13 protein-coding genes and 2 pseudogenes are annotated in these 17,051 nt (G+C 38.8%); 5 read left to right on the top strand and 10 right to left on the bottom strand.

Features of this window, described 5'->3' with window-relative positions; all coding sequences use genetic code 11:
• The first annotated feature begins 239 nt into the window (after window positions 1–239).
• The gene (locus AAZO_RS40945; protein ID WP_013190454.1) at window positions 240–371 is read left to right on the top strand and encodes a hypothetical protein; all 132 of its coding nucleotides are present in this window, start codon (window positions 240–242) and stop codon (window positions 369–371) included.
• Between the two features lie 643 nt (window positions 372–1,014).
• Here AAZO_RS40945 and AAZO_RS05245 read toward each other — a convergent pair.
• From AAZO_RS05245 to AAZO_RS36930, 7 genes and pseudogenes are all read right to left on the bottom strand, one after another.
• Window positions 1,015–1,194, bottom strand: a complete 180-nt coding sequence (locus tag AAZO_RS05245) for a hypothetical protein (RefSeq protein ID WP_085940197.1) — start codon at window positions 1,192–1,194, stop codon at window positions 1,015–1,017.
• A 270-nt stretch (window positions 1,195–1,464) separates the two neighbouring features.
• Window positions 1,465–2,919: a GTP-binding protein gene (locus AAZO_RS05240; RefSeq protein WP_013190453.1), complete on the bottom strand. Its 1,455-nt coding sequence runs from the start codon at window positions 2,917–2,919 to the stop codon at window positions 1,465–1,467.
• Between the two features lie 571 nt (window positions 2,920–3,490).
• Window positions 3,491–3,580 (bottom strand): HAMP domain-containing histidine kinase, encoded by a 90-nt coding sequence (locus tag AAZO_RS33325; RefSeq protein WP_144031239.1) that lies wholly within the window; start codon window positions 3,578–3,580, stop codon window positions 3,491–3,493.
• A gap of 66 nt (window positions 3,581–3,646) precedes the next feature.
• A pseudogene (locus tag AAZO_RS43360) lies at window positions 3,647–3,730 on the bottom strand (hypothetical protein); the annotation flags it as partial.
• 451 nt (window positions 3,731–4,181) lie between these two features.
• A complete protein-coding gene (locus AAZO_RS36940; protein WP_228371510.1) occupies window positions 4,182–4,328 on the bottom strand; it encodes a CBS domain-containing protein in 147 nt (48 codons plus the stop codon).
• 64 nt (window positions 4,329–4,392) lie between these two features.
• Complete coding sequence (locus AAZO_RS36935; RefSeq protein ID WP_041639502.1) at window positions 4,393–4,641, bottom strand: CBS domain-containing protein; 249 nt, start codon at window positions 4,639–4,641, stop codon at window positions 4,393–4,395.
• Window positions 4,642–4,665: 24 nt separating this feature from the next.
• Complete coding sequence (locus AAZO_RS36930; RefSeq protein ID WP_041639501.1) at window positions 4,666–4,881, bottom strand: CBS domain-containing protein; 216 nt, start codon at window positions 4,879–4,881, stop codon at window positions 4,666–4,668.
• 363 nt (window positions 4,882–5,244) lie between these two features.
• Between AAZO_RS36930 and tpiA the strand changes: the two genes are divergently transcribed.
• The 3 genes and pseudogenes from tpiA to folP all read left to right on the top strand — a co-directional run bounded on the left by tpiA (window position 5,245) and on the right by folP (window position 8,681).
• Window positions 5,245–5,979, top strand: coding sequence for a triose-phosphate isomerase (gene tpiA, locus AAZO_RS05225; protein WP_041642625.1), 735 nt, complete (start codon window positions 5,245–5,247; stop codon window positions 5,977–5,979).
• A gap of 454 nt (window positions 5,980–6,433) precedes the next feature.
• Window positions 6,434–7,663, top strand: a pseudogene (locus AAZO_RS05220) (aminotransferase class V-fold PLP-dependent enzyme).
• A 169-nt stretch (window positions 7,664–7,832) separates the two neighbouring features.
• Complete coding sequence (gene folP / locus AAZO_RS05215) at window positions 7,833–8,681, top strand: dihydropteroate synthase (RefSeq protein ID WP_013190450.1); 849 nt, start codon at window positions 7,833–7,835, stop codon at window positions 8,679–8,681.
• 227 nt (window positions 8,682–8,908) lie between these two features.
• Here folP and AAZO_RS05210 read toward each other — a convergent pair whose 3' ends face one another.
• From AAZO_RS05210 to AAZO_RS05200, 3 genes are all read right to left on the bottom strand, one after another.
• Window positions 8,909–9,757 (bottom strand): SPFH domain-containing protein, encoded by an 849-nt coding sequence (locus tag AAZO_RS05210; protein WP_013190449.1) that lies wholly within the window; start codon window positions 9,755–9,757, stop codon window positions 8,909–8,911.
• A 423-nt stretch (window positions 9,758–10,180) separates the two neighbouring features.
• The gene (locus tag AAZO_RS05205) at window positions 10,181–11,032 is read right to left on the bottom strand and encodes an SWIM zinc finger family protein (protein WP_013190448.1); all 852 of its coding nucleotides are present in this window, start codon (window positions 11,030–11,032) and stop codon (window positions 10,181–10,183) included.
• On the bottom strand, window positions 11,029–14,247 hold the full coding sequence (locus AAZO_RS05200) for a DEAD/DEAH box helicase (RefSeq protein WP_013190447.1): 3,219 nt from the start codon (window positions 14,245–14,247) through the stop codon (window positions 11,029–11,031). Before AAZO_RS05200 ends, AAZO_RS05205 begins: the two co-directional genes overlap by 4 nt.
• A 516-nt stretch (window positions 14,248–14,763) precedes the next feature.
• Here AAZO_RS05200 and AAZO_RS05195 point away from each other — a divergent pair.
• On the top strand, window positions 14,764–16,920 hold the full coding sequence (locus AAZO_RS05195) for a polyribonucleotide nucleotidyltransferase (RefSeq protein ID WP_013190446.1): 2,157 nt from the start codon (window positions 14,764–14,766) through the stop codon (window positions 16,918–16,920).
• Window positions 16,921–17,051 lie beyond the last annotated feature (131 nt).

Below are 17,051 nucleotides of genomic sequence, written 5' to 3'. Positions count from 1 at the left end.
AAGGTCTTGTTGCTGAATCACAAATTAAGACTATAACGCCAAGTAGTTAGAGGATGGAAGATTGCTAAATTTACCACTTTGCGCTATGTCTACTATTGTGTAAATTCTGACCTTATTTCATTTTAGGTATAAAACCCTGACAGTGCGCCGGGGTTTTATACTCTCAAAGTTTTACCTATTCAGTTTTCTCAAAATATGAGAAAAAGGCCGTGAAGTATATTTCCTAAAAAAGCAGGACAATGCTTGCCCAGGCTCAAGATTTAGTTGACAAACTCAAAGAATTGATGCCTACGAAATATCAAAAACAGAACCTAGAAACAATGCTGGGGCTATTTTTGGAAGCACAAGGGCATCCCTTGAGGGGGCGATAAAGAGGCTTGCATAGGTTGCTGGATAACCAGCATAGCCCTAAGCCCCTGCTGATAAAATGGTAGCTTATTCCGAACGGCAGCCATCATTTCCAAGACGAATTATTGACACTCATTCATAGAAATTATCCAACTAGAACCATATAAACTTATCTAAAAAGCACTGTGTCTTCTTCTGCTTCTTTTATTTTCACAAGGACGAAAAACATAAGATTGTTTTCTTTGAAATTGAGTTTTTTGACCTTGTAACCATGCAGAAGTCATTGCCAAAGCAATCACTAAAATTATGGAGTATAAGTCTATAGTGAGAAGTTTGAGAACTTTCTAAATTATAACCGCCAGTTTTACAATCTTTAAACATAGCTTCAATACTAAAACGTTGAACATATATTTTAATGGCTGTTTAAATGGGCGTGCTAAAATTTCTTCAATGGTTGGAAACCTTAGTAGCACTACACTCAGGACATTTTATTTTTAAAATAGACCTATTGCAAAATTGTTTCTGTGGTATGATATAGAGTCTTAGATTTTATGTATTTTTGGTGTTCTTTGGGCTTGGTAATTTCAATATAAACCTGTAACCCTAATTTTTGGCTAAACCGAAGACAACCCACGATTATAACATAAAATTAATTCTGCAAGAGGTCTAATCTTTGTAGATGAGGAGACGGCTATTTTCTTGTATTGGTAACGGCAGGTTGGCTCCTAATCTTCCTATTCTTACTTCTTTCTGAATTTGAAGTCCCCACACCAGCATTTTGAGGGTGATTAACTGTCTATTACTCAGGTATTTTTCTAGGATTTGTTGATAAAATGACGGTAGCATTTATTTGTTTGGTCTTGTTATTTTGACGAGACCATTCTTTTCTATCATCAAACTGTCCCTCACAGATAGCTGTCTAATACCAGCATACTTTACTGTCAATAAGCACGGTTTTTTCTCCCTTTTTTCAGGGGGTCTATCACATGAAACCTTTTTCCTGTCTTGCTTTTACCTTGCTTGTCGCCCCTCAAATATAAGTGAAGAAAGATGGATAACTACAATCTGTGCGCTCGCTCATCTTGCAGGGTGCGTTAGCGACAAATCCGCTCTATCTTATTCTTTCGCCTGTTTTCTACCTCTTACCTTTGTCAATAATTCATCTTTAATCCGGTTCAAAATAGAAGTTTCATCTAGAGTTGATAAAATGCGACTAACGACTGCTTTTGGTCCTTCTGGCCCCCAAGTCGCCCCATTAGCTAAATAAGTCTTGGTGACTTGACCAATACCATAAGAAGAAACACCAGCTACTCCTGCTTGTGTTATGGCTACGGATATATAGGGGACAAGGGCGACTCCTGCTGTGGCTGATGCAGAGATACCCAGTAAGGTTTTTAACCCACTTAACCCCAAGTTTGCCAGTAGTTCACTGGCTCCGATACCACCCATACTCAGGGCAATTTTTTGTAGTAATTTTACAGCACCGCTTTCTGTCATAGGGATGCCGTAGAGTTTAGATAAACCTAAAATTAAGGTAATATCAATAACCACACTGCTAAGTATATCAACTACAGTCAAAGGATTGAGTGCGATCGCAATAGCTTTGGTCATTACAGCTTTCCAAATCAACTCCTTAGCATTCTGTTCCCGAATCATCAGTTTACGCTGGACAACTTGCTCATTCACTGTATCAGCATAAAGCATGGAATTTAGCGCCACCAAAGCCTTACCTTCCCGATGTAGAATTTCTAAAATTTTCAGTTTTAGTTCATCCACCTGAGCATGACATTGACGCAATTGTATACTCTTGGTACCATCAGCACGAAATACAGCAGTTTTTACCAAAGGTGAAGCCGCAGACATGACAATTTCTTCAGGTGAAAGCAACTCTCTTACCCTGTCATCTCGGATTTTCTCGTAAATTGCAATCCGATCAGCTTCTGGATACTGGTCAACTTTGTTAAACACCAAAATCATCGGTTTACCTACTTCTCGTAACTGGGAAAGCGCCACCTGTTCAATCTTGGTCATATCCCCAGAAATCACAAACAGAATTAAATCAGCTTGTTTTGCAACCTGTTCGGCTAACGCAGCCCGGGTTTCACCGTCAACTTCATCTAATCCCGGAGTATCAATTAATTCCACTTGGGACTGGCCAGTAGCAGGTAAAGTCACTCTTAAAGTACCTATTGCTTCTTCACTGATACGCCAATTCACCTTTTGTTCTGCACGGGTAACACCATGCAAGGGGCCAGTTTCAAATACAGCTTGACCCACCAAAGCATTGAGTAGAGAAGACTTACCACGTCCTACCATCCCAAATACCGCAATCTGCACCACCATACTTTCTAGTTTTAAAAGCATGGTTTCTAAGTCCGCAATTTCAGCTTCCAACCCAGATTTTTCCTGGATGTTGAGGTCAAGATTGTTGACTAAATTACGCAGTGCTGTTTTTGCTTGTGTATAGTTGAGTTCCGCTTGAATATCTTCAAATGTAAAGATGGCGCTATCTAGTTCTTCTTCCCAGTTGGGTGAATCACTATGTTCAGGTTGGGGTAACGTTGATGTCATGTCGATTTTCAGATTTTTGATTAACCTCTTTATTGATCGTAAGCAAACGAACACGATATTAGCCGTCAGTTAGGGAAAATTTGCACAAATATGTATTGTATTCAGAGGCTTTTGTTACTTGCAGACAATATCAAATTCCTTGTAAGCATTCAGCTATTAGGCTTCAGCAATCAGCCATGTAGAAATTCTAGTTCGATGTCAAAAGTGCTATGCTAGTCAGAAATGGTCTACTCTAGCGTAGATATAGCAATACTTTCCAGACTATCTTGCCCCTGATGACAGCTTCGCTAGATCCACCCCTTAATGTAAATTGCAGTCTTCTCTTAATTCCTTTGGTTGTTCATCGATACCCCAATAACTCCTTCCCCGAAATACTGAGGGAGGAGATATGAATAATTCATAATTCCACAATGAGGAAACAGTGAAAACTGAAAACTGATAACCGCTGATGATGAGGACATCATCAAGAAGTTAGACAATATGCTTGATGGTTTTTTGGATAGTCTCTAGATCTCCCTGTTTTTTCTGCATTCAGACGATCACTAAAATTTTGTAAAATAATCCCTGTAGATCAGGAAATGCTCGCTAATGGTGTGCGAAATTCATGGGATGGCATGGAAATAAAGCGTGATCGCATCTTGCTGACTTCTTTTTCTTGCACTAGAGATATTTGTAATTGTTCAAATAGATCTGCTTGTTGAATGGCGATCCCTAATTGGTTAGCTGTTTATTTGAGAAGTTCAATCTCAAACTCTTCCCAATGAAGGGGTTCAGAACATTGATGAATACACAACAAACCCCATAAATTTTCTCCATGTAGTAATGATCACTATCCCTGTTAAGTTGGGATGGAATTGGTAGATAATGACGCGATGTCACTTCAACAGCGATCTAATTTCTCCAACTGTGGTATTGAGAATATCTTGTAAATCTAGAGATGAGCAAATTTGAGGAGCAACTTTAGTAATTAACTGCTCAGGCTTTATTTTTTTCTGAATGTGATGGTTTGGTCGCCTACTTCCTGTTTTAGTTCAACATTGCAATTTTCTAATAGTTCTATTTTCTCGGCTTCTAATTGCAATACTTTCTTTCTAATAAGTAGGTACACACAAATAAACATAACTATGTAACAAAATGTAAATTACTTGAAACTCCTGGGATTGATTGATTCCCCTTTGCTGCATTCGCCATGATATACTTACAAATTTTTCCGCCCACCTACTTACTTCTGTTAATTTATATAATTCCGAGGGATTAAGGACTTATAAAATGCTACTTTGGGTAACAATGCCTAGGAGTTCCCCTTGTGTTCCTGACACTGCTAAACGCTGAATCAATCGCTGCTCGATTATCTGCTGCAGAGTCCACAGAGATTCATCGCCATTGACATAGAAAACAGGTGTACTCATAATAGCCTGTGCTGAACAGGTTTCAGAATTCAGGTTTAAGGCTTGAAACTACACAATATCACGCTCACTTACAATACCAACGGGAATTTTTCGCCATTGCTGTGTTTGCACAATCATGCATGATGGAACTAACTCGATTTCCTGCCATTAAGCGAGCAATGGCGAATATGGAAACATCATGATCCGCACAAATCACCCTTCTCGTCATCACTTCATTCACAAACCGCAACCGGAACAAATCTACTGGGCGTGATTTTTGCCGGAAACTTTCGTGAGTCAGCAATCCCACCAGTTGATTTTGCTCATCAACCACTGGTAAATGGCGAATGCGATGGTGTTAGAGTAGATTAACGGCAAAAAAGAGGTCAGTAAGTTCCGACTCATACAAGGTGACAACAGGATGAGCCATCACATGACGGATGGCTAGGTTGTCTAGATTTCGTTTTTGGGCGCTCAGTCGAACCACATCCCTTTTTGTGAAAATCCCCACTGGTTGATTATCTTCTACAACCAGGACAGAGCTAGAGCGTGCCTCCACCAGTAAGTTATCCATTTGGCTATCAGTGGCTTTAGAGACGGAACAAATTGCTCTTATGCTACTAATTCAGCGAGCGCTTCCATAACACTTGTATATTGTGTTACTATTAACGGGTTACGAACAATAGCAGAAAAGGTAACAGGGAAGAGGATTTGAGCCTCATTAATTTTTCTGAATATAGTTATATTTAATTACGTTTAATTGCTTGGAGACGGTGTGATCGCCACACAACTCCGATTTTGCCCCTTCTTCTTTGTATCTTTGTACCTGGAACGAGAAACGAAAGCACTTTCCCCAGCCAGTATATCAAGGAATGTGCAAAAAAGTAGTACAGTGAAAAATGCATCTTGTAGCGTTAGCATGTTGACAAAATCACCTGTGCGAAAAATCGTTATTGCCGGTAACTGGAAAATGTTCAAAACCTGGTCAGAATCCGAAACATTCTTACGCGGATTTCTGCCCCACCTGGAGGAAACACCCTCAGAACGAGAAATTGTACTCTGTCCTCCCTTCACTGACTTAAGCGTCATGTCCAAATATTTGCATGGTAGCCTTATCCAACTAGGCGCACAAAACGTCCACTGGGAAGAAAATGGAGCCTACACAGGTGAAATTGCTGCTCCCATGCTCACAGAAATTGGTGTGCGCTATGTCATAGTTGGTCATAGCGAAAGACGGGAATACTTTGGCGAAACAGACGCAACCGTTAACCTCCGCCTCAAAGCAGCCCAAAAGCATGGGCTAATCCCCATTCTCTGTGTTGGTGAAACCAAACAACAACGCGACGCAGGGGAAACCGAAAAACTGATTATCTCCCAGCTAGAAAAAGACTTAGTGGACATTAATCAAAAGAATTTGGTTATTGCTTATGAACCAATTTGGGCAATAGGAACTGGTGACACCTGTGAAGCCACAGAAGCAAATCGGGTAATTGGCCTAATTCGATCTCAATTGACTAATCCTAACGTCTCAATTCAATACGGCGGTTCAGTCAAACCAAACAATATTGATGAGATTATGGCACAACCAGAAATTGACGGCGCTCTTGTAGGAGGTGCTAGTCTAGAAGCTGATAGTTTTGCCAGGATTGTTAATTATAAGAAAATAGACTGAAAACCCCGGTATTTAACCCTAAAGGTCCCAAAAGTTTTTAGGGTTAAATGTCTTTTAACCCGGGGATGAAAGTCAGTGCAGGCGTAAACACCTCAGTTACTTTATAATAATAAGTCACTAACTTCATAATCAAAGGTTGTGATATTTTTTTACAGTTGTCAACACAATTTAATGGTCCTTGCGTCTCTTTTATGGAGAATTCATACTAAAGTACCAGTTTAATAAACTGCGTAGACGAAAATTGCTAAAGTTACCAAATCCATATCCAAATCGTTTAATTAACTTGAGTTAATCATCTATGGCTCTCGGATCATTTGCATCTTCCTTTGCGGCTGTGTCCACAACTTCCACATGCTCTACACCTAACCGCTCAAAAGCACTCGATAGTCATCTCCCGCTTCTCTGCGTTCCCCTGAAGCCAGGGTCATCACGACAATGCGAGCATCACGTCCTTTTGCCAGTTCCACAAACTGATTCCACAGTTCTGCGCGAAAAAATTAACGCTAAACCTCTGATTTATTTAGATAATGCTGAAACATCTCAAAAACCTCAAAATGTGATATATACACTCCGGGAATTCTATGAAACCTACAATTCTAATGTTCATCGTGGCGTTCATACTTTAAGCGATCACGCAAATAAATTCTATGAAGGAACTAGGCGAAAAATTACCCAATTTATTAATGCTACACCCCAAGGAGTTATTTACACTCGTAATGCTACAGAAGCAATAAATGTAGTAGCTTATAGTTAGGGAATTAGTAACTTAAAAAGTGGTGATGAAATTATTATGAGTGTGATGGAACATGACAGCAATATCATTCCCTGGCAGATGATTGCTCAAAAAACTAGTGCATTCCTAAAATTTGTAGAACTTACTGAAACATAAGAATTAAATTTAGAACATTTTCAGTCTTTGCCTTCCCCACGTACTAAGTTAGTGACTGTTGTACATATATCTAATACTTTCTTTAGGTTGTGTAAATCCAGTAGAAGACATTATTGCTATTGCTCATCAATACGGAGCTAAAGTTTTAATTGATGTTTGCGAAAGTCTGCCGCATCTCCCCATTGATGTCAAGCAAATGGACTGTGATTGGTTAGTTCCTTCTGGACATGACATAAAATGTGTGGCCCTTTGGGAATAGGCTTTCTGTATGGCAAGTTGGAAATACTACAACAAATGCCTCCATTTCTGGAGGGTGCGAAGATGAATGCTAATCTCTTTCGAGACCATCTTAATTACGCAGATATACGTTATGAATTTGAAGCGGGGACACCAGCCATAGCACATGCGATCACATTCGGTGCAGCGACTGATTATTTGACTGAGATTGGTATGGATAAAATCTATGCTGAAGAATTAGAAATATCGCGTTATCTCTTCCAAAAATTGCAACAAATTCTGCAAATTCTCATTTATGGTCCTACCCCATAAGTTGCTACCAAAGGCAGATTAGCCATTTCTATTTTTACTCCTGGTGAAATCCATGCTAACGATTTATGTAAATTTATGTAAAATCCTGGATCAGTCAGCAATAGTGATTAACTCAGGTTTTCATGCTAGCCAGATTTTGCATCGCTTGGTATTCAACCCACAGCTAGAGTAAGTCTGTATTTCTACAATACTCGTTCAGAAGTTGATGTCTTTATTGCTGCTCTGAAGAAAGCAGTTGATAGATAAAAATATTTTTTTACTCGAGGGCTGTCAAAAAATATTGAAATTATCTAATTGATTAATTACCAATATATGCAGTTCCACCAATTCTTAATATTTCCTTCGGAAACGCTTCGCGAACGTAATTATTGATTTCCACCAATCTCTCCTGCATCCCTATTAACTCCATTAAATTATGTCAAACCAATTAATTATTCGAGAACACTGTTTCATCTGGGGACAGCGGACTTATTTGATGGGAATTTTAAATATCACCCCTGACAGCTTTAGTGACGGTGGTCAATTTAACACAACATCAGCCGCTTTAGCCCAGGCACAAGCAATGGTAGCTGCTGGTGCTGATATCATTGATATAGGTAGTCAATCAAGCAGACCAGGCGCAAAACTAATCACTCTCACAGAAGAACTTGACCGACTGCTGTCAGTGTTACAAATAATTCGACCAGAAATTGCCGTTCCCATTTCTGTAGATACAACTAGAGCATATGTAGCTAAAGCTGCTATCGCAGCCGGAGCAGATATAGTCAATGATATTTCTGGAGGTACCTACGACCCAGAAATGTTGCCAACTGTAGCCAGTTTAGATGTGCCAATTATGTTAATGCACATCCGAGGAACTCCCCAAACAATGCAAGAAAAAACTTATTATCAGGATTTAATGGGGGAAATTTATAGTTTTTTATCACAGCAAATTTCTGCCGCTATTGCTGTAGGTATTAAACAGAACAAAATTATTATTGATCCAGGTATTGGCTTTGCTAAAAACTATGAGCATAATTTAGAAATTTTTCGCCGCTTGCAAACCTTAAAAATGCTTGGATGTCCAATACTGGTGGGAGCTTCCCGTAAAAATTTTATAGGCAAAATTTTAAACCAACCAGATCCAAAAGCCAGAGTTTGGGGAACAGCAGCAGCGTGTTGTGCAGCCATTTTTAATGGTACTGATATCGTCAGAGTTCACGATGTTCCAGAAATGCGAGATGTCTTACTAGTTGCTGATGCTATCTATAGACAGCAAAGATAATCTTAAAAAACGCAGATAACTAGGAAGAAAGTTTCATCGTAAGCATTCAGCTATGAGCTTTTTCAGGCTAAGACCAAAAATACCTATTTGATAATTAACCAATTTCTCAAACATTCTGACTCCTGACTCCTGAATTCTTACGTTTCATCTATTTTCAACCAGGACAGTCGTTAAAAAATAATGACAATACAATGACTCACCTTTTAAGGTGTTATTAAAAAGTCTTATTAAGTAGAGCCATTAACATTACCAGTAGTCTGATTTGGTTCTTCTTTAGAGACAGATTCCGAAATCAACTCCTGAAACATATCTGTAGAATTAGCCGGGTCTACAAAGACGATTTTAGCATTATTACTTGCACCGAGTTTTTGACTAGCCTGTACATAATCTTGAGCAACAAGATACCGAAGAATTTCTCTACTTTCAGGATGGGAACGTATGGCTTCACCGATAATTTGCATAGAAGTTTTAGTTCCTTCTGCTTTTTTAATTGCAGCTTGTCTTTCACCTTCCGCTTCCGAAATCAGCGCCCGTTTTTTTATTTCCGCAGCACGTTCTTCTTCCATTGACTTACGCACACTTTCAGGGGGTGTAATACTCTGAATATCCAACCGCATAATATCAACACCCCACTCCTTAGTAATTGGATTTAACTCGCTTAACAGAGACTTATCCATATTGGCTCTGGACATACTGGTATCTTCTAAGGTATTCTGAGCGATAATTTCCCGTAGTGTAGTTGTGGTTAAATTAGATAGTGCCTGTTCCAGATTGTCAATTGCATAAAAGCTTTTTTCAATCTCTGTGATCCGCCAGTAAACAACAGCATCAACTTCTAAATAGACGTTATCTTTAGTAATCACATTTTGAGGCTTAATGTCTAAAACCTGCTCCCGTGTTGTATCCTCCATGACAATTTGGTCAATAAAAGGAACAATAAAGTTAAGACCTGGTTTAAGTTTCCGATGATACCGTCCCAAGCGTTCAACTAAAGCTTCATTACCTTGATTAATCTGTTTTGCAGATCCTAAAGCATAACCTATGAGTGCTAAAACTATAGCAATAATTGGCTCCATATATGCTCCTATGTAGTGTTTACGAGAATTGAGTATCAATAAGGTGTGACATTAGCTTTTCTTACCTGTAAGTCTAAATCTTTTGAGCTATTACAGCACTTTAATCACAAGCTACCAAAAAATAAACTTGTTAATAACTTTACCAAAAAATTCCCCATTCTGAATTATGAACTTTTAATCTCTTATTTTCGCCATTATGCGCTAGGAATTAAATAATATGGGTACTTTGTACTAAGTAGAGTCCTGCAGAGGCACTTCAGGGTAATTAAGAGTATATCTAAAAACATAATAACCAGTACGTATTGGCATAAATAAACCAACTATTCAAAATCTCTGATAAGCTCATGCCGTATACATTTTGAATTTTCTTGGCGCAGCCTGCTGGAAGCGGTATTTTAAATTCACGGCAGTACTAGTATGAATTTATTCACCCACATTCATTGCTGCGAAAACAGCCTTTTGACTAATATATTTGTAGACACTTTGTAAATAATTGATAATGACATCACCCACAGGTGAATTTCCTAAATCTTCTTCATCTTTAGCCAGAGGAATTGTACCCAAAATATCTAATACTGTCTCATTCAAGGAAGGAATAATTACTACTAAAGAAGGTTCTAAAGGCTCATTATATTGCCAAAACTCATCTATTTTTATGGAATATTTATGTTGATAAATTGACGATTGACGAGTATATTTTTCTTCTTGTATAAACCTTTCAGAAGCCAAATTTATATTCTTATTGCTGCGTAAATTTCGTAAATCGCTAATGATTTGTTCTTTGGTACGTCCCCGTAATTGAAATAAAACAAATGGGTCTTCACTAAAGTGATCGCCTAATTGATAATATACCGCACCAATATGTTTACAAGGTACTGCTTTATCAGGACAAGAACATTTACCGTGAACATCACCCAGAGTAAAAGGAAACAACGAAAGTCCGTTAGATGTAAATACTTCTTCTATCTTTTGTGGCATTTCTCCTGCTAGTAACTTAGCCGCAAAAACTGACTTATGGGACATCGTTTCAATCACATAACCCCACTCTTCATCACTAAAAGAGTCAAGAAAAAGAGAAACTTTATAAGGTTCTGCTTCACTACCTTGTACCCACGCTAAAACTTTCGCATCTTTAAACTCAATACTCAAAACATTCCCTTGTCTATAATAACTCCTAGCCCGTTCTAACCGCTTTTTAAATCGATAGGAATCTAGTAAATCTAGCCATCTTTGTGACCACCATTCTCTACTTGCTTGTAAGGTAAAATTAGTCATTCTTCATCCTCATCAATTATGGCATTACGGTCAAGTAATAGTAAATTGCGTAGTTGGTCTGTATCTAATTCACTTAACAATTCTTCACCAGCACCAACAACTTGTTGTGCCAATTGTTTTTTACTTTCAATCATGTCATTAATTTTTTCTTCTACAGTCCCAGTACACACAAATTTATGTACTTGTACATTCTTAGTTTGTCCAATTCTAAATACTCTATCTGTAGCTTGATTTTCTACAGCGGGATTCCACCATCTATCAAAGTGAAATACATGATTTGCCCTAGTTAAGTTTAAACCCACACCACCAGCTTTTAAAGAAAGAATCATAATTCGTGGACCTTGGGGGTCATTTTGGAAACGGTCAATGATTTCTTCACGTTGGTTTTTACTGGTGCTACCATATAAAAACAAGATCTCCCTACCTAGCTGCTTTTCTAAATATGGTTTAAGTAATTTACCCCATTCAGCAAATTGGGTGAAAATTAAAGCGCGGTTTTCCTCTGCTAAAACTTCCTCTAACATTTCCTCTAGACGTTGTAATTTAGCAGAATTGTGTTTTGCTAAACTTGATTCTTTTAAATACTGTGCAGGGTGATTGCAAATTTGTTTCAGCTTAATTAATAAAGCTAAAATCATTCCTCTGCGTTGTAAACCTTCCGCTGATTCAATCTCAACTAAAGATTCATCTACCAACTGTTGATATAGTTGCGCTTGTTCAGCAGTCAGTCCACAAAATACAGTCATTTCCTGCTTTTCTGGCAGGTCTTGAATAATTTGTTTATCAGTTTTCAAGCGACGCAAAATAAAAGGTTGTACCAAAGAACGTAACTGCATTAAAGAAGCCGTATCACCATATTTTTCAATGGGCATAGCAAACCGTCGCTGGAAAAACTGTTTATTACCCAAATAACCAGGGTTGAGAAAATCTAAAATAGACCATAATTCCTGCAATCTATTTTCTACTGGTGTCCCTGTTAAAGCAATGCGAAATTTAGTTTCTAACTGTCTCACTGCCTGCGATTGTTTTGCATCTGCATTTTTGACATTCTGGGCTTCATCTAAAACAACAATCTGCCAATTCACGGTTTGTAATAATTTTATATCTCGTTGCACGAGTGAATAACTAGTAATTACTAGATCGTATTTATTAACTGTTTCTGTAAAGATTTTTCCTTTGGGTCGTTTATCACCATGATGTTGTAAAACTTTGAGGGTGGGAGCAAATTTATTTACTTCTCTTTCCCAATTACCTAAAACAGAAGTAGGGCAAACTAAGAGAGTTGGATTTTCTAGTGCATCCTGTTCTTGAAGATGAAGTAGGAAAGCGATGAACTGGATCGTTTTACCCAGTCCCATATCGTCCGCAAGACAGGCACCCAAACCCCAACGTTCCAGAAAAGCCAACCAAGCTGCACCTCGTTCTTGATAAGGTCGTAATTGTCCGTGAAAATTGCTAGGAGTTGGTAAAGGTTGAATATCTTGATTATTAGTTAAAACCCCAACTAATTCTTGCAATACACCAGAAGCTTCAAAAGTAACTACAGGTAGTTTTTCAATTACTTGAGTATCTCCTGTACTAATCCTTAAAGCATCTTCTAATGATAAAGATATCTCTTCTTTACGAGATGCAAAAAAATTTTGGGCAGTTTTAATATCTTGGGGATGCAGTTCAACCCATTCTTCATTAATTTCTACTAAAGGACTATTCAACGCTACTAATTTATCAAACTCAGCTTTAGAAATTGTCTGTCCACTAATTGCTAATTGCCACTTAAAATTTAACAAACTTTGTAAACTCAAACGTCCCTGTTTTTTCTTTGGTGTTTCGGCACTAATTTTTAATCCTAAGCGGTTAGACCATCCTTCACGATTGGCTAAACTTGGTGGTATAATTACTCCTAAACCGTTATCTTCTAACCTCCACGCTACAGATTTGATAAACTCATAAGCTTGCATAGGGGTGAGTTGGCAAAATTGCGGAGATTCAGTTTCTAAACTAGGAGCTATAACTGGATACAATCGAGAAGCTAAACCTAAACCCCGTAAAAATGTTTCCTGGGGCTGTTCAATTGTCCGATTCTGATAAACTAATTTTTCTACAGGATACTTCCAAATAGTTACTGCATCTACTAAAAATTCAGAATTATCTGCTGCTTGGAGAAAATAAGCTAGTATCCAATCTGTTTTTTCTGAGTTTGGAGGATGGAGTTGAAAACAGGTACGAAATGAAGCTTTGCCTGTTAATTGATATTGTAAAGGTAGAATCCAAGCTTTGAGTGCAGCATCTAGTCTTTCCAATCCCATTGCATCGTCATTAATTTTATTAGATGCACCAGTTAAAGCCTGTAACCACTGCTGTACGGCTGGTGGTAAAGACATCATTAACCTATTTTCAATGGGAGATTGAGAAGCAAGCATATCCCGTATTTGGGCATCTATGATGCTAGTGAGAAATTCTAAAATTAATTCTTCTGGTAGTAATGGTAGATCAACTGCTAAATGTTGCAGATTTTCACTCCTATCTTCTTGATAAGTACGACAAATTAATGGCATTTTAGCAGCAAATCTTTCTAACCTAGTGGTATCCAAAGCACTGTCTAAAAGTACCTGCCATTCAGCAACTAAAGAACCATCTGCTTTTTTTTTAACTGTTGGTAAAAACTTACAGCGTGAGATTAAATCTAAACTCCAACGAGCTATTTGTACCCAGAAATATATATCTCCCCCCAACAATGAGTTTTTTCCATCGGTTGAACTCAATGGGAGAGAAGTTAAAAATTTTATGGCTGTGGTGGGTTGTAAATAAAAACCTTCTACTTTCCAAGGTTGTAAATATTGTGGAGTTTTTTTATCAACGCCTAAACTAGCAGAGTGTACTGGCGAAATGGTATCTTTGCCGATAAAATTTGTTAAAATAGCAATAATTTGGGTTGTATTCAGCAGGTCTATTTCTTCTGGTGTATTTTTACCTTTTTTAAATTTAGTTCTGCTATTAGCATCTGAGTAATTTTGATTAATATTATTAGGCAATTTAAAATTACTTGCTTCCAAGAATGCTTTCAATTCCTCCGGTATCATAGCCAAGGGATTTAATGGCAATTTTGATAAAGTTATAAATTCTAAATTTATCTGGGAATTTCGCCAAGTTTCTCCCCAAATAAATAAATAATTATTTTGATTTTTTAGTAACCAGCTACCGTGTAAGATTGCCATATTTCTTAGTGCAATATTTTTTATATTAACAGAACAATATTGACTAGTAAGAAAAATATTTTCCTTTTCATGGAAGAATTTGGACTTCATAAAGAAAGATAGATATATGTAACCTATCCTTATCTATTTGTACAATCATTGTAATAAAAATTTGCAATTAAGTAATGAACCCTTCATAATGGGATTCCTATTTGATTAGCACTTACACCAAACCTCTCCTAAACTCTTATTCTTCCTTATCATCTGCGTCCTTCGCAGTTAAATATTACGTAACTACGCTTAGTATATATACGAGTACATTCTAAATATATTTACTTAGGGGGGTTCTTAGCGGCGACCAGATTTACTGTTAACTGATGTTGGGTGAATCCATGGGATGATCTGTATATCATAATTTACTTGAACTTACTGAGCTAACCTTATTGATCTTTGTATTGAATAGAAGCCGTCTATATTCCATAAATGTTAGGATTGCCACAGAGAGAGAATAGTGTGCATAGAAGGAAAAAAAACTGAATGGCAGAAGTTGATAAGTCAATATCCTTTGATGGACGGGATATTCGGCTGAAGGTTGGACTGTTAGCCCCCCAAGCGGGTGGGTCGGTGTTGATAGAATCGGGGGATACTGCTGTTTTGGTGACTGCTACACGCTCGCAAGCCAGAGAAGGCATAGATTTTCTTCCCCTCACTGTAGATTATGAAGAAAGATTGTATGCCGCTGGGAGAATCCCTGGTGGTATCATGCGCCGAGAAGGTCGTCCACCAGAAAGAGCGATTCTCACCAGCCGTCTGATTGACCGTCCCCTACGTCCTCTATTCCCTTCATGGTTGCGGGATGATTTGCAAGTCATTGCTTTCACCCTGTCAATGGATGAGCAAGTACCGCCCGATGTGTTAGCTGTAACAGGTGCTTCTATTGCCACCCTGATTGCCCAAATTCCCTTTAATGGGCCAATGGCAGCAGTTCGGGTAGGCTTAGTGGGTGATGATTTCATTATTAACCCCACCTATGCAGAAATTGACGCGGGAGACTTGGATCTAATTGTCGCCGGTTCACCAGATGGTGTAATCATGGTGGAAGCAGGAGCCAATCAGTTGCCAGAGCGAGATATTATCGAGGCAATTGATTTTGGTTATGAGGCAGTGCGGGATTTAATTCAAGCGCAGCTAGATTTAGTAGAAGAACTGGGTCTAAAAATTGTGCAAGAAGCACCACCAGGAGTAGACCAAACACTAGAAAACTATATTCACGATTGCGCAAGTGCTGAAATTAAAAAAATCTTGGCGCAATTTGCGTTAACCAAAACCGAGCGTGATGCAGCTTTAGATGTTGTCAAAGATGGGATCAAAGCTGAAATAGAAGCTCTATCAGAAGAAGATCCAATTCGAGTAGCTGCTACAGCAAATAGCAAAGCCCTTGGTAATACCTTTAAGGACATTACCAAATATCTTATGCGCCGTCAAATCCTCGAAGATAACGTGCGCGTGGATGGTCGGAAACTAGATCAAGTGCGTCCAGTTTCCTGCCAAGTTAACGTTTTACCCAAGCGGGTGCATGGTAGCGGTTTATTCAACCGGGGTCTAACCCAGGTCTTAAGTTGTTGCACTCTCGGCACACCTGGAGATGCCCAAAATCTTAACGACGATTTACAAGTAGATCAACATAAGCGTTACCTGCATCATTATAACTTCCCCCCATTCTCAGTTGGGGAAACCAAACCGATGCGTGCACCAGGAAGAAGAGAAATCGGACACGGGGCTTTAGCAGAAAGAGCAATTTTACCTGTGCTACCGCCAAAAGAACAATTCCCCTACGTCATCCGCGTAGTTTCGGAAGTGCTTTCTTCCAACGGTTCCACCTCCATGGGTTCAGTCTGCGGTTCTACCCTTGCTCTTATGGATGCGGGTGTACCCATTCTTAAACCTGTTAGCGGTGCAGCAATGGGCTTGATTAAGGAAGGGGACGAAGTGCGAGTCCTTACCGATATTCAAGGTATTGAAGACTTTTTGGGTGATATGGACTTCAAAGTAGCTGGTACTGACAGTGGTATCACCGCTTTACAAATGGATATGAAAATATCTGGTTTGTCCTTAGAAGTTATTGCCCAAGCCGTCCACCAGGCCAAAGCTGCCCGGTTAAACATTCTGGACAAGATGCTCCAGACTATCGAAACCCCACGCCTGGAAACCTCACCTTTTGCCCCACGTCTGTTGACAATCAAGATTGATCCCGACATGATTGGTCTAGTCATCGGACCCGGAGGTAAGACCATCAAGGGAATTACCGAGGAAACTGGTGCAAAAATTGACATTGAAGATGATGGAACAGTCACCATTTCCGCCGTTGATGAAGGCAGGGCAAAAAGGGCTAGAAACATTGTCCAAGGCATGACTCGCAAGCTGCATGAAGGTGATGTTTATGTTGGTCGTGTGACACGGATTATACCTATTGGTGCATTTGTGGAATTTTTGCCCGGAAAAGAAGGCATGATTCACATTTCTCAACTCGCTGACTATCGTGTTGGTAAAGTTGAAGATGAAGTAGCAGTTGGTGATGAAGTGATTGTCAAAGTGCGCGAAATTGACAATAAAGGTAGAATTAACCTGACACGCTTGGGTATACACCCAGATCAAGCAGCTGCGGCGCGGGAAGCTGCGGCAGTGAATCGTTAACACGATTAGGGATTTTAGATTTTGGATTAGGGATAAATCGCAAATCTAAAATCCGCGATGCCTGTTGTAAAAGGCATCGCTGTATGATTTTTTAATTATTTATGAATATACTCAATTAACTGGCGGTTACG

Origin of the sequence: 'Nostoc azollae' 0708 (assembly GCF_000196515.1) — a bacterium.
Classification (GTDB): domain Bacteria; phylum Cyanobacteriota; class Cyanobacteriia; order Cyanobacteriales; family Nostocaceae; genus Trichormus_B; species Trichormus_B azollae.
The sequence above is the reverse complement of the archived record's forward strand: the minus strand, read 5'-3'. Positions and strand labels throughout refer to the sequence as shown.

Bases quoted from the DNA above. Each gene is read 5' to 3' on its own strand.
- AAZO_RS40945 (WP_013190454.1), top strand. From the start codon at position 240: ATGCTTGCCCAGGCTCAAGATTTAGTTGACAAACTCAAAGAATTGATG.
- AAZO_RS05245 (WP_085940197.1), bottom strand. From the start codon at position 1,194: ATGCTACCGTCATTTTATCAACAAATCCTAGAAAAATACCTGAGTAAT.
- AAZO_RS05240 (WP_013190453.1), bottom strand. From the start codon at position 2,919: ATGACATCAACGTTACCCCAACCTGAACATAGTGATTCACCCAACTGG.
- AAZO_RS36940 (WP_228371510.1), bottom strand. From the start codon at position 4,328: ATGAGTACACCTGTTTTCTATGTCAATGGCGATGAATCTCTGTGGACT.
- AAZO_RS36930 (WP_041639501.1), bottom strand. From the start codon at position 4,881: ATGGATAACTTACTGGTGGAGGCACGCTCTAGCTCTGTCCTGGTTGTA.
- folP (WP_013190450.1), top strand. From the start codon at position 7,833: ATGTCAAACCAATTAATTATTCGAGAACACTGTTTCATCTGGGGACAG.
- AAZO_RS05210 (WP_013190449.1), bottom strand. From the start codon at position 9,757: ATGGAGCCAATTATTGCTATAGTTTTAGCACTCATAGGTTATGCTTTA.
- AAZO_RS05205 (WP_013190448.1), bottom strand. From the start codon at position 11,032: ATGACTAATTTTACCTTACAAGCAAGTAGAGAATGGTGGTCACAAAGA.
- AAZO_RS05200 (WP_013190447.1), bottom strand. From the start codon at position 14,247: ATGGCAATCTTACACGGTAGCTGGTTACTAAAAAATCAAAATAATTAT.
- AAZO_RS05195 (WP_013190446.1), top strand. From the start codon at position 14,764: ATGGCAGAAGTTGATAAGTCAATATCCTTTGATGGACGGGATATTCGG.